Consider the following 13,174-nt stretch of genomic DNA (forward strand, 5'->3'; position numbering starts at 1 on the left):
CATCCGCGGCGGACCTGTCCACTCACCGATCGCGCGGACGCGGCCGCCGCATTCGAACGGTCATGCAGGAACACATTGACCGGTGAAAACGCTTCCATCAGAGTTCTGGACATTCACCGACAGTAATGGTCGCGAACGCCCGGGGGGCTCCACATGCCAACATACCTGCAACGCTTCGATGCAACGCCCGAGGCCCAGCGGTGGCCCCTGGTCCGCGGCTGGATCTTCAACGAACCGCTGCCGTTCTTCGCCGAACTGCGCCAGGACCGGCCGATCCTGCCGATGCCGGAGGTTACCCTGGCCGCGCGTTTCGACGACTGCACGGAAATCCTGGCTCGGTACGACCTGTTCAGCGTCGCGTTGTACAAGCCCAAGCAGGGCTCCTACTGGATGGCACAGGACGACACCGCCGTTCATTGGCGCGAAAAATCGATCATGCGCGCGATCCTCGATTTCGAGGAGGTTCCCGCCATCCGGACCTGGGTGGGGAACAAGACGGCCGCGCTGCTGGGTGCGGCCAACGGTTCCATCGACGCCGTCCAGGGATTGGCCCGAGCGGTGCCGATCGCGCTGACGCAGGAGTGGTTTGGGTACGCGCATGGCGATCCGGCGGCGATGGGCCAATGGTCGTACTGGAACCAGATGGATGCGTTCTGGAACCAGCCATTTGACTCGATCGCCTGGCCAGATCCGGCCGCGATCGTGCATCGGCGTGAACTGGTCAGCGTGGAGATGGCCGCCTACCTGCTCGCGCTGGTCGGCACGCGTGAGGCCGAGGCGAAGCTGGGCATCCACGGGCATGATTCCGTGTCTCGCCTCGTGGCGCTGTCGCAGACCAAGGCGGTCGACTTCGATCTTGGGCGCATCGTGCAGAATGTCGGCGGCCTGCTGATCGGCGCGGTGGAGACGACGTCTCACTGCGTGGTCAACGCATTGGATTGGCTGATGCAGCACCCCGACATCCTGGCCAGGGCACGCGCCGCCGCGCTGGGCGACGATCCGACCGCGGTGGATGGCTACGTGACCGAGGCACTGCGCTTCAAGCCGCCGTTCCCCTATTTCTTCCGCATGTGCGAGCAGGATACCGTGTTGGGGCGCGGTGAATCATACCAGGCCCCGATCGCCAAGGGCACCACGGTCCTGGCGGTCACCCACTCGGCGATGTTCGATCCCCTGGCTTTGTCCAATCCTGACGACTTCGACCCCACCCGCGGACCGGGCAACCAGTTCCTGTTGGGATATGGGTTGCACGAATGCCTGGGCCGGGCGATCGCCTCGGTGATGATCCCCGAAATGGTACGGCAGAGCCTGCGTGTGACCGGTCTGACGGCAGGGCCTGTCGATTACAAGGGCGGCCCGGTGCCCGAGGCGTGGCAGTGGACTTGGAAGTAAGGCAAGGCGAGGGGCTTTGCCCGGCTGTGCTCGACTGCGCCGTGTTCCTTCCTGAAAGTCGTGGGTCATCGGGCCAATCCCCGAAGGCATCAGGATAGCGATGGCGGGAAAAAAAGATTTGCCGGCGTGCCACGCTCTCACCGTCATGGCCGGGCGGGTCCCGGCCATCTTCGCACCAGCGACGAAGCGCGGATGGCCGGGACACGCCCGGCCATGACGGATGGACCTTGACCCATCAAGGCAAACAATTCTCCGTCCGCCGCTTATCCTGGTGCTTATGGGGCCAAGCCCGGCCATGACCCAAAGGCATCAGGATAGCGATGGCGGGAAAAAGATTTGTCGGGGTGCCACGTTCTCACCGTCATGGCCGGGACACGCCCAGCCATGACGGATGGACCTTGACCCTTCAAGGCAAACAATTCTCCGTCCGCCGCTTATCCCGGTGCTTATCGGGCCAAGCCCGGTCATGACCCGAGGGGTGGGGCCGTGGCCTTATTTTGGCGCCCATGCGGTCAAGTTCGGTGACGACACAATGCAGGGTCCGGGCCTTCCTTATCCCCGAACCGGCCGCCCCTCGATCGGATAGGATGGATCGTTGTAGCCCGGCGTGGATGGATGCCCTGGCGACACCAGCCGGTCGATCAGTTGTTCGTCCGCCGCGTCCAGCCGGCATGACAGGGCCTCGACGTAATCCTCCCATTGTTCCTCGGTCCGAGGGCCGCCGATCGCGGCGGTGACGAGCTGGTTGTTCAGCACCCAGGCCAACGCGAACTGGCCTGGCGACACGCCCTTGGCGCGTGCGTGCTCGGCGATCTCACGCGCGATATGCAGGCTCTCGGATCGCCATTCCGATTCCAGCATCCGGCGATCCTGCCGCCCCGCCCTGGTGCCCGCCGGCGGCGGCACGTCCGGCACGTATTTCCCCGTCAGTATGCCGCGTGCCAGAGGGCTGTACGGCACCACGCCCAGCCCGAAATGGCCGCAGGCCGGCAGATGCTCCACCTCTACCTCGCGGTTCAGGGCGTTGTACAGCGGTTGGCTGGCCACCGGCCGGTCGATCCCCGCCTCGTCGCACAGGCGGCAGATCTCCGCGACGCGCCAGCTCCGGTAATTGGATACCCCGAAATAGCGGATTTTTCCGGCCTTGATCAGATCGGCCAGCGCATGCACGGTTTCCGCCAGGGGGGTCGAATGATCCTCCTTGTGCAGGTACAGGATGTCGATTTCCGCGACATCCAGCCGCCGCAGGCTGGCTTCCACCGCATGCTGCACATGCCGCCGGGACAACCCGCGGGCATTCGGCCCCTGCCCCGTCGGATTGGCGCATTTCGTCGCCAGCACCCACCATGACCGGTGATCCCGGATCGCTCGGCCCACCGACTCTTCCGACTTGCCGGCATTGTAGCCGTCGGCGGAGTCGATAAAATTGACCCCCTGATCGCGCGCCCGAGCGACGATGCGCGCCGCGGTCGCGTCGTCGGTGGCACCACCGAACATCATCGTGCCCAGGCATAGCGGCGAAACCTTCAGCCCGCTGCGCCCTAAAGACCGATACTCCATTCCTCGCCTCCTGTTCCCTCTGTCCACCCTACACCAGACAGGCTTGAATGCACCGATGGGGACTCGACCAGCCACCGCTGAACCCGCCGGCAGACCGTCCCTGGCGGCGCTGTTCATCAGCTTCGCCAGCATCGGCATGATGAGCGTCGGCGGCGGTTTGTCGGCGTGGACCCGGCTGGAGGTCGTGCAGAAAAGAGCGTGGCTGGACGACAAGCAGTTCCTGTCCGGATACGCGCTGTCGCAGCTTGTGCCCGGTGCCACCAACGTCAATCTGGCGGTGTTCATCGGCACCCAGATGCGTGGCACGGCTGGCGCGCTGGCCTGCCTGTTCGGACTGGTCACCCTGCCGGTGGTCATCGTGCTGCTGTTGGGCGCGCTGTATCTGCACAGCCAGGGCAACACCGGCGACGCCTGGGTCAGCGCCGCCCTGGGCGGCATGGGCGCGGTCGCCATCGGGCTGAACCTGGGCACCGGGGTCCGTCTTGCCCAACGCAACATCCGTGGATTGATCCCGATCGCCGTCACTGCTGTCGTCACCTTGTCCATTGGCGTGTTCGGCTTCGCCCTGGTGCATGTCCTGCTGGTGATGTTGCCGGTCAGCCTGCTGCTCGCCGTGCTGACCCGGCCGCCACGATGAGCGTGGTCCTTCTTCGGCTGGCGCTGCTGTTCGCCGGCCTGTCGATGCTGGCGTTCGGAGGCGGCACCGGCGTCATCCCGGACATGCAACGCGCCGCCGTCGACCACTACCACTGGGTGACGTCGCGGCAGTTCCTGGACTTCTTCGCGATCGCCCGCGCCGCGCCCGGCCCGGGATCGCTGATCGTGGTGCTGATCGGCCTGAAAGCCGCCGGCCTGGCGGGTGCCGCCGTAGCCTTCGTTGCCATGTTCGGACCGTCCTGCCTCGCGGTCCATGTGGTCGCCCGCTATTGGCAGAAAGCCGCCCGATCCGCCTGGCGGGCGGTGGTGGAGCGTGCCCTGGCCCCCGTCGCCGTGGGCCTGACTTTCGCCAGCGGCCTGGCGCTGATGCGAGGCACCGAGCACGGCTGGCTGCCCTGGGGCGTGACGATCGTCAGCACCGCCCTGTTCAGCTTCACCGAGACCAATCCGATCCTGCTGCTGGGCCTTGGTGCCGGCACTTTGTTGCTTGTTGGGCAATGATCGCCACAATATCCAAACGGGTGGTTTGCCGAGAACAGAGCATGTGATTCGCAGTCGGCATCGGGATTGTCACATATGATATTTCCGCGGGCCGCTTCACCGGATGGGCCTGCCGTTCGACGTCACCGTGCATGATTATTACGCGAACTGCCCGCGCATCGATTCCGGACCTGGCCAGCATGGGTTCGGCGTGGCGGGGTGCCTGAGCTGGTCTGCGGGACCGGCCGCGGACCAGCGATGCCGCCTTGCGGGCAATGCCACGCTGAGTTGGCAAGACGAAAACCGCGATGGGGCGGGCACCGTCGTCCAGCCCCGCCACACGCGTGGAGGCCGGCCACCGACGCCTGTCCCGCATGCCCCATCTGCCGTCACATTGTTGCTTGTTGGCCGGTGAGGCACCGCAGTATAGGACAACCCAGGATTGCCGAGAGCGAACAATGTCATTCAAGGTCGGTATTGGGATTGTCACCTATAACCGTCGGGAGATTCTCAGCGGCACCATAGACACGGTGCGTGCCTTCACGCGCCAGCCCGATGCCGCGCTGGTGGTCGCCGATGACGGATCCAGCGACGGCACCCTGGCGATGTTGCGCGACAAACAGGTGCCGGTGATCACCGGTATCAACATGGGCATCGCCTGGAACAAAAACCGAGCCTTGTTCCTGCTGTCGCACATGCTGGATTGTGAGATCACGATCCTGCTGGAAGACGATGCGAGACCGACCCGAACCGGCTGGGAAGCCGAGTGGATACAGGCGGCGCAGCGCTGGGGCCACATCAATTATGCCGGCGACTGGATGCGGGAGTATTTTGTTTCCGGCACCGGAACCGCCGCCGATCCCGTGCATGCCAACATGCTGACCGCGCAATGCGCCGCTTATTCAACCACCGCTTTGACTTTCGGCGGCTACTTCGATCCTCGGTTCCGGGGATATGGACATGAGCACGTGGAACATACGCGCCGATTGGTCCGGGTGGGATACGGCGGGACGGACGAACGCATCGACGGGGCGGAACGTGTGCGGTATTTCCTGATGAAAGGCGACGTGACCGTCGTCAGCAGCCAGAGCTATCACAACACCGTCGAGGAGGAACGCAATCTGCAACTCGCACGTGGCATCATGGGGCAGCAAGGGTACCGGTCGCCGTGGGGCGAGGACAATGAAATGCGCCAGTTCCGCTCGGAGACCGAAAGCGCGATGAGCGAAGGCCCCGACCGGTTCCGCCTGACCCCGCCCGCGCCCAATGCCGCTCGGGTCCAGCAGATCGAGCCCGGCTTTTTCAGCCGCCTGTTTCAACGGTCCTAGCCGATGGCGAAATCGCCGCCGCGACCGCTGAAGGAAGACCCGCGGGAAGCCGGGCTTAGCCAATCCATGGAGCAATTTTTCGATGCCACCTGGTATCGGACCCGGTATCCCGACGTCATCGCGGCGGGTCATGAGCCGTTGCGCCACTTCATTCGCTATGGCCTGGCCGAGCAGCGCGACCCCAACCCGTTCTTCGACAGCGCGTGGTATACGGAGCACTACCCGGACGTAAGCGCCGGCGGCATGCATCCCCTGCTGCATTATATGCAGGCGGGTTCATGGGAATTGCGCAATCCGCATCCCAACTTCGACGCTGCCTGGTATGCCGGCCAACACCCCCAAGCGGCGGCCAATCCACTTCTGTATCACGTCGCAACCGGCAAGTCGCTGGGTTTTCCCACGGAAAAGCCGGTGGACATCCGGGATTACCTTCCGTCCGGCCACAAGCCGGCACCGCTGCCTCGCAACGTCGTCGTCGATGTCGTCATTCCGGTCTATCGCGGCCTGGCGGAAACCCGCCGTTGCATCGCCTCGGTTCTTGCCGACACCGGCAAGCCGCTTGGACGCATTATCGTCGTCGACGATCGTTCGCCGGAACCGGAACTGTCCGCATGGCTTCGCGAACTGGCCGGTGCGCACCGGATCCACCTGGTGCGGAACCCGCGCAATGTCGGCTTCGTCGCCTCGGTCAATCGCGGCATGCGGGAGTCCGGCACACATGATGTCGTGCTGCTGAACAGCGATACCGAAGTGCCGGCCGGCTGGCTTGGCCGGCTCGCTGCCCGCGCCTATGCCGAACCCCGCATCGCCAGCGTATCGCCGTTTTCCAACAATGCCACGATCTGCGGTTACCCAGCCACCGAGGGTGGCCCGATCGCCTTCGGGCAGACGTTGACGGACATCGACGAGACCTGCCGGACGATCAACGCCGGCCGCTGGGTGGATGTCCCGACAACTGTCGGCTTCTGCATGTACATCCGCCGCGCGGCGCTGGACCAGGTCGGGGACTTCGACGCGGATCGTTTCACCCTCGGCTATGGCGAGGAGAACGATTTCTGCCTGCGCGCCTCCGCCCTGGGCTGGCACCACCGCCTCGCCTGCGACACGTTCGTCTATCATCAGGGTTCGGTCAGTTTCGGGGACCGGGCGAACAAGCTGGCGCAGCGCGCGATAAAACTGATACTGGAACGACATCCCACCTATCTGGCCGACATCGCCCGCCACGTCGACCTGGGTTCGGTCGATCCGTTCCGGTTCGCCGTCACCGCCGCACTGTTCCGGCAGTCCGAGCTGCCGGTGATCCTGATGGTGGCGCATGAACTGGGCGGCGGCGTCCGCCGCCATATCGACAGCCTTGTCACCCGCTTTCGCGACCAGGCGCGGTTTCTGCTGCTGCGGGCAACCGATCGCGGCGCCGCGCTATCGGTCCTGTCGCTGCCCCACCACCCCACGTTGGCGCTCTCGAAGGAACGGTTGGACGATCTGGCCGTACTGTTGCGATCGATGAACGTGTCGCGCGTGCATATCCACCACCTGCTTGGCATGGATATGGATATCCGCACGCTGATCCGGCGCCTGGACGTGCCGTTCGACGTCACCGTCCACGATTATTACGCGATCTGTCCGCAGATCAACCTGCTGCCCTGGCGTCACAGCCTGTACTGCGGGGAACCCGATATCGCCGGCTGCAACGCCTGCATCGCGCATCGAGGCTCAAATCGCGCCCGCGAAATCGTCACCTGGCGCGCCGAACGCGCCTGGCAGTTCAAGGAAGCCGCTCGGGTTTTCTGTCCCAGCCTGGATGTGCTGTCGCGGCTGCAGCGGCACGGATTGGCCGACAATGCCATCCTGGCGCCGCATGAAGCGGTCCAGGCCGGCCCCTGGAAGCTGCGCAACGTGCCGCCCGGCGACGGCAAGCTGAAAATCGCCGTCATCGGCACATTGGTCAATCACAAGGGCGCCCGGACCGTCGCATCCGTCGCCGAAATGGCCGATCCGGAGACGATGGAGATTTACCTGATCGGCCACACCGATGGTCCGTTCTCCGAACGGGCCGCGGAACTGATGACGATCACCGGAAAATACGACGACGCCGACCTGCCCGACCTGATCGAAACGATCGCACCCCATCTGATCTGGTTTCCCGCCGTCTGGCCGGAGACGTTCAGCTACACGCTGAGTGCCGCGATCGACGCCGGCATCCCCATCGCGGCGACGCGTATCGGTGCCCATACCGAACGGCTGGCCGGACGCCCCTTCACCTGGCTGGCCGACATCGCCACGCCGCCACTGGGCTGGCTCGACCTGTTCGATGAAATCCGAGCCGCATTGCTGGAGAGCGCCCCGGCCGCCGGTTCGCCGGCGCGTGCCGCCGTCGAGGATGCCTACGCGACGGACTACCTGCACGCGCCTGCCAGGCCACGTCCAGCGCGCGTCCGCCGTGAACGATCGAAACCCCATATCGTCGTCATGCCAGAACGTTTCGAAATCGGTACGCCAACGCCGTGCGCCTATATCCGGCTGCTCCAGCCGCTGCACCACCCGGCGATCGCGGGCGGTTTCGACGTCCATGTGGCGACGCCCGAAACGATCTTCGATGAGGACGCCGACATCATTGTCACCCAGCGGTTCGCGATACCGGATATCGCGACGGCGGACCGCCTGGCGGCACACGCGCGCCGTACCGGCGCCAGATTGGTGTACGACCTGGACGACGATCTGCTGAACATTCCCCGTACCCATCCGGATGCAAAGGTGCTGCGCCCGCACGCCAAGGTCGTCCGCCGGATGGTGGAAACGGCGGATACCGTCTGGGTCTCCACCCATGGCCTCGCCGAGCGCCTCGCCGCGATCCGCACCGACGCCGAGGTGATACCGAACGGCCTGGACGAACGCATCTGGGTTCCACCCGCGCCATCGTTGCAGGATCATCCGGTGCGGATCCTGTGCATGGGAACCGCGACGCACGACGACGACTTCGCGATGATCGAACCCGCGCTGGTCCGGCTGAAAGCCGAGTACGATCACCGGGTCACCATCACGATCGTCGGCATAACCATGCGAAACGATCTGCCGCCCGGCCTGAACCGCCTCGGCATGCCGCGCAGTGCGACACGATCCTATCCCGGCTTCGTCAACTGGTTGAGAGCGGTGGAACCGCCATGGCATATCGGCCTGGCACCCTTGCTCGATACGCCGTTCAACCTGTGCAAGTCACCGATCAAGGCGATGGACTATGCGGCGCTGGGCCTGGCCGTCCTCGCTTCCGACACACCGGTCTATCGGGGCTCCATCGCCGACGGGCCGGCCGGACAGTTGGTGCCGAACACCTCGGCCGCCTGGTATGCCGCCCTGAACTGGCTTCTGCGCAACCGGAATGAACGTCAGGCCGTCGCGGCCGGTTCACACGACGCGTTCCTTGCTCGGAACACCCTCGCCAGCCAGGCGGAAATCCGGCGCGCCGCCTTGACGCGGCTGACAACCGTTCGGACAACCAATGAAGCTGCCTGATTTTCATCGGTCCAACCCATGAAGCCGCCTTCCCCGCCGACCCATCCGGACGGACCGATGGCTCAGTTGATGGGCCGGTTTCTCGACGCCGAGTGGTACCAGGCCCGCTATCCGGACATCGGCAACCTGGATCCGTTGGACCATTTCATCCGCTACGGCGCGGCTGAACGGCGCGATCCGAATCGTTTCTTCGACAGTGCCTGGTATATCGAGCACAATCCGGACGTCGCCGCCAGCGGTTTCAATCCGCTGCTGCATTACGTGCGGGCCGGCGCAGCGGAACTGCGCAATCCGCATCCCCGGTTCGATGCGGCCTACTACGTCAGCCAGCACCCCGACGCCGCGGTCAATCCGCTGCTGTATCACCTGCAGGTCGGCGTGGCCCGCGGTTATCGGACCGAGAGCCAGCTCGATATCCGCGACTACCTGCCGTCGAAAAACCCGGCTGCACTGCCTCCGCGCGGCGTCTTCGCCGACGTCGTCGTCGTGGTCCAACGCGGCCTGGACTCCGCCGCGCGCTGCATCCGCTCCGTTCTCGCGGACAGATCCTTCCCGCTCGCCCGATTGACCGTCGTCGACGACAATGCGCGGGAACCGGCACTGAGCGCATGGCTGCGGCAACAAGCGGCGGACGGTTACATCCATCTGATCCGCAACCGGCGCCGCCTGGGCTATGCCGCCGCCGCCAACCTGGGCATCGAGGCCGCCGAGGGCCACGACGTGGTGCTGCTGGCCAGCGATACCGAAGTCCAACCCGGCTGGTTGCGCCGCCTCGTCGGCCATGCCCATTCCCAGCGGAACGTGGCAACGGTTGCCCCGCTGTCCGACATCGTCACGATCCAGGGTGGCCCGCTTGCCGCCCGAGCGGCACCCGATACGATCGACGCGATCTGCCGTACCATCAATGCGGGCCGTTCCGTCGCCGCGCAGGTCACCCCGAACCATTGCGTCTACATCCGGCGAACCGCGTTGCAGGCGATCGGTGACGCCACGGGCGGCGATTTCCAGCAGCGCGCCACCGCCGCCGGCTGGCGGCATCTGATCGCCTGCGACACGTTCGTGCCCGCCACGGACACCGGACCGCACGCGACGACGGACGCCATCATCCCGTTCCAGTTCGCCGTGACCGCCGCGCTGTTCCGCCAGTCCGGGCGACCGGTCATCCTGATGGTGTCGCACAATTTCGGCGGCGGCGTGCGCCGGCATATCGACAGCCTGGCGGAACGCAATCGCGACACCGCGCACGTCCTTCTGCTGGAGGGAACCGATCGAGGCGCCGCGCTGTCGGTTCCCGGCCTGCCCGACTGCCCCGTGCTGACACTGCCAGCGGACCGTCTCGACGACCTTGTCGCGGTCCTGCGTTCGGCCAATGTGTCACGGTTGCACGTCCACCATCTGCTTCAGATGGACATGGACATCCGCGTCCTGATCCACCGGCTGGGCGTGCCCTTCGACGTCACCGTGCATGACTATTACGCGATCTGTCCGCAGGTGAACCTGCTGATCTGGCCTGAAGGCCTGTACTGTGGCGAACCCGGTCCCGCCGCGTGCGATGCCTGCATCGCCAGCCAAAGCTCGCACGGCGCCCGCGACATCACGTCCTGGCGGCGTGACAATGCGTGGCAGTTCACCGACGCCGATCGGGTGATTTGTCCAAGCCAGGACGTCAAATCCCGCCTGGACCGTCACGGCATGGGCGAACGGGCGATCGTCGTTCCCCACGAGCAACAGACGGAAACCGTCTGGGCCACCGATCTGCCAGAACTCTCAGGTCCGGCACTGCGGATTGTCCTGCTGGGCGTGCTCGCGAACCACAAAGGCGCCCGCGCCGTGGCCGAGGTGGCCGAGGCCGCGGCACCCGGAACGATCGAACTGCATCTGATCGGCCACCTGGAGCTTAGCTTTCCGCGACAAGCGGCGAAACTGATCCGCGCGACGGGCAAATATCACGATCGCGACCTGCCGGCGCTGCTGGAAAAGATCGATCCGCACGTGTTCTGGTTCCCCTCCTCCACCCCGGAATCCTATAGCTTCACGCTCAGCACCGCGATCGCCACCGGCCGGCCGATCGTGGCCACCGACCTTGGGTCGTTCACCGAACGGCTTGCCGGCCGGCCGCACACATGGCTGGTAGACCACCGAGCGTCATCGAAAGACTGGCTGGCGCGGTTTGATGACGTGCGGCGTGTGCTGGGCGATCAGGCCGCCCGGCCGCCGATCCCGCGCCCAGTTGCCGTCTCCGATTTCTACACGCACCGCTACCTTGCCCCCGCTGCATCGCCGGCCATCATCGACAGCGCACGGCGGCCGAAGATCGCCATCGTGCCGGAACGTTATGAGACCGGCGGCCTGACCGCCTGCGGCTACATCCGGCTGCTGCTGCCGCTGGATCACCCGGCGATCGGCGGCACGTTCGACATCGTCCTGGCGGACGCCGAAACGATTTTTGACTGCCGGGCGGATATCATCGTCACCCAGCGCCATGCCATCCCCGATGAGGTGACCGCAACCCGCCTGGCGGACCATGCCCACCGCACGGGTGCGAAACTACTGTACGATCTCGACGACGATCTGCTGGACATCCCCGACACCCACCCGGATGCGCCGACGCTGCAGCCCTTCGCCGAGGCCGTGCGTCAGATGCTGACGGTTGCCGATGCCGTCTGGGTCTCGACCGTTGGGCTCGCCGATCGGCTGGCATCGATCCGTTCGGATGCGATCGTGATCGAGAACCGCCTGGACGAACGCATCTGGTGCGGCGGCCCCGGCCCCACCCCGTTTTGGGACGATCCCGTGCGCATCCTGTGCATGGGAACCAGTTCCCACGACCGCGACTTCGCGCTGATCGAGTCTGTCCTGCTGCGGCTGAAGGCCGAATACGGCGATCGGATTGCCATCGATATCCTGGGCATGACCGTCCGGAGCGAGCTTTCCGCCGAACTGAACCGTATCGGCCCGTCGACCCATGCGTCACGGTCCTATCCGGGATTTGTCAATTGGCTGACATCGATGCAGCCTAGCTGGCATATCGGTTTGGCGCCGCTGCTGGATACGCCGTTCAACAGAGCCAAATCGCCGATCAAGGCGATGGACTATGCCGCGATGGGGCTGACCGTGCTGGCATCCGACATGCCGGTCTATCGCGGATCGATCGCCGACGGGCCGGCCGGGCAACTGGTGGCGAACGATCCGCGGGCCTGGCACGCGGCGCTGGACTGGCTGATCCGCGATCAGGGTTTGCGCGAACGTGGTACGGTCGAGGCGCGGCGAGCCTTTCTCGCCCAGGGCACGTTGGCGGGCGGGGCCACGACGCGACTGGCCGCGCTGAGCCGGTTGTTAGGTGATCCAGGCCGGGGCTGAGGTATGAGTTTCCACCGGCACTCCGACCCGCCATGAATGAAACCCGGCCCGTGGGAGCCACGGTCATGGCTTTTTTTATGAGGCGGATGAAGCGGGATAAGGGGGGATGAAGGGGATTGGTGCTGCAATCGGAGTTGGGGTGTGGTGCGGCGGATTTCGACTTTGCGTTGGCCGACGTTAATCAATAGCCACAGGGACTTGCCGGTCGCCCACAAGTCGTTTCGGCATTGCGGGACATGCACGGCGCTCAGCCCGGCGACCACTTTGAGTTCGACGATGACCTGATCCTCGACCAACAAGTCGGCTGTATATTCGCCGACAATCACGTCGTCGTAGAAGAGCACGATCCCCCGCTGCTGCACGACGCTGAGCCCGGACTGTCGCATCTCATGCGCAAGGGCGTTCTCATAGACCTTCTCAACGAACCCATGACCGAGCGCACTGGCAACGCGAAAAGCACACCCAACGATCCGTTCGGTGACCGGCGCCCAAAACCGCACATCCCTTTCATCCATCTTCATCCCGCTAATCCGCCTTAACAAACCTGCCTTGGCGTCCGTGCCGACGTATGAAGGGGGTGCGAAGGTCTTACGCTGCGGATATTAACTAACCATGAATCCCTCCGAACGCGCACAACCCCTGGGACGTCTCCACTTAGACTGACGGGATCCCGTTGCCTTGTGACGACAACCATCGGTGCGTCATGCTAGCCGATGTTGTTGTTCACCCGTCGGCCTTATCTTGGTCCAGCGTCAGTCCGGGGCGTCTGGTCCAGCATCTTACCGGGGCGGATGGCCCGGACTTCGCCCTAAGGGATTCTCACTTCTCGTTGCAGATTTGCATAGAGCGAGAATCCTTCATGGATGGCGTGGAATTTTTCTATTCCG

General features: G+C 64.8%; 8 protein-coding genes and 1 pseudogene. 7 read left to right on the forward strand and 2 right to left on the reverse strand.

Annotation, left to right across the window (positions count from 1 at the left end):
• The first annotated feature begins 153 nt into the window (after nucleotides 1–153).
• Nucleotides 154–1,392 (forward strand): cytochrome P450, encoded by a 1,239-nt coding sequence (locus GSQ89_RS25065; protein ID WP_158930389.1) that lies wholly within the window; start codon nucleotides 154–156, stop codon nucleotides 1,390–1,392.
• 552 nt (nucleotides 1,393–1,944) lie between these two features.
• Here GSQ89_RS25065 and GSQ89_RS25070 read toward each other — a convergent pair.
• The gene (locus GSQ89_RS25070; protein ID WP_158930391.1) at nucleotides 1,945–2,952 is read right to left on the reverse strand and encodes an aldo/keto reductase; all 1,008 of its coding nucleotides are present in this window, start codon (nucleotides 2,950–2,952) and stop codon (nucleotides 1,945–1,947) included.
• 55 nt (nucleotides 2,953–3,007) lie between these two features.
• Here GSQ89_RS25070 and GSQ89_RS25075 point away from each other — a divergent pair, with 55 nt between their 5' ends.
• From GSQ89_RS25075 to GSQ89_RS25095, 5 genes are all read left to right on the forward strand, one after another.
• The gene (locus GSQ89_RS25075) at nucleotides 3,008–3,589 is read left to right on the forward strand and encodes a chromate transporter (protein WP_158930393.1); all 582 of its coding nucleotides are present in this window, start codon (nucleotides 3,008–3,010) and stop codon (nucleotides 3,587–3,589) included.
• A complete protein-coding gene (locus GSQ89_RS25080; protein WP_158930395.1) occupies nucleotides 3,586–4,110 on the forward strand; it encodes a chromate transporter in 525 nt (174 codons plus the stop codon). Before GSQ89_RS25075 ends, GSQ89_RS25080 begins: the two co-directional genes overlap by 4 nt.
• 437 nt (nucleotides 4,111–4,547) lie before the next feature.
• Nucleotides 4,548–5,417, forward strand: a complete 870-nt coding sequence (locus GSQ89_RS25085; protein ID WP_158930397.1) for a glycosyltransferase family 2 protein — start codon at nucleotides 4,548–4,550, stop codon at nucleotides 5,415–5,417.
• A gap of 3 nt (nucleotides 5,418–5,420) precedes the next feature.
• Nucleotides 5,421–8,927, forward strand: coding sequence for a glycosyltransferase (locus tag GSQ89_RS25090; protein ID WP_158930399.1), 3,507 nt, complete (start codon nucleotides 5,421–5,423; stop codon nucleotides 8,925–8,927).
• A 57-nt stretch (nucleotides 8,928–8,984) separates the two neighbouring features.
• The gene (locus GSQ89_RS25095) at nucleotides 8,985–12,287 is read left to right on the forward strand and encodes a glycosyltransferase (RefSeq protein ID WP_158930401.1); all 3,303 of its coding nucleotides are present in this window, start codon (nucleotides 8,985–8,987) and stop codon (nucleotides 12,285–12,287) included.
• A 203-nt stretch (nucleotides 12,288–12,490) separates the two neighbouring features.
• Here the strand turns inward: GSQ89_RS25095 and GSQ89_RS39410 are convergent.
• Nucleotides 12,491–12,808 (reverse strand): annotated as a pseudogene (locus GSQ89_RS39410) (GxxExxY protein); the annotation flags it as partial.
• Between the two features lie 182 nt (nucleotides 12,809–12,990).
• Between GSQ89_RS39410 and GSQ89_RS38680 the strand changes: the two are divergent.
• Nucleotides 12,991–13,174 (forward strand): hypothetical protein (locus tag GSQ89_RS38680; RefSeq protein ID WP_216856374.1); only part of this gene is annotated, 184 nt, incomplete at its 3' end.

It is taken from the genome of Acidisphaera sp. S103, assembly GCF_009765975.1.
Lineage (GTDB): Bacteria > Pseudomonadota > Alphaproteobacteria > Acetobacterales > Acetobacteraceae > Rhodopila.

Excerpts from the sequence above, each read along its gene's own strand:
- GSQ89_RS25065 (WP_158930389.1), top strand. The coding sequence starts at position 154 with ATGCCAACATACCTGCAACGCTTCGATGCAACGCCCGAGGCCCAGCGG.
- GSQ89_RS25070 (WP_158930391.1), bottom strand. The coding sequence starts at position 2,952 with ATGGAGTATCGGTCTTTAGGGCGCAGCGGGCTGAAGGTTTCGCCGCTA.
- GSQ89_RS25075 (WP_158930393.1), top strand. The coding sequence starts at position 3,008 with ATGGGGACTCGACCAGCCACCGCTGAACCCGCCGGCAGACCGTCCCTG.
- GSQ89_RS25080 (WP_158930395.1), top strand. The coding sequence starts at position 3,586 with ATGAGCGTGGTCCTTCTTCGGCTGGCGCTGCTGTTCGCCGGCCTGTCG.
- GSQ89_RS25085 (WP_158930397.1), top strand. The coding sequence starts at position 4,548 with ATGTCATTCAAGGTCGGTATTGGGATTGTCACCTATAACCGTCGGGAG.
- GSQ89_RS25090 (WP_158930399.1), top strand. The coding sequence starts at position 5,421 with ATGGCGAAATCGCCGCCGCGACCGCTGAAGGAAGACCCGCGGGAAGCC.
- GSQ89_RS25095 (WP_158930401.1), top strand. The coding sequence starts at position 8,985 with ATGGCTCAGTTGATGGGCCGGTTTCTCGACGCCGAGTGGTACCAGGCC.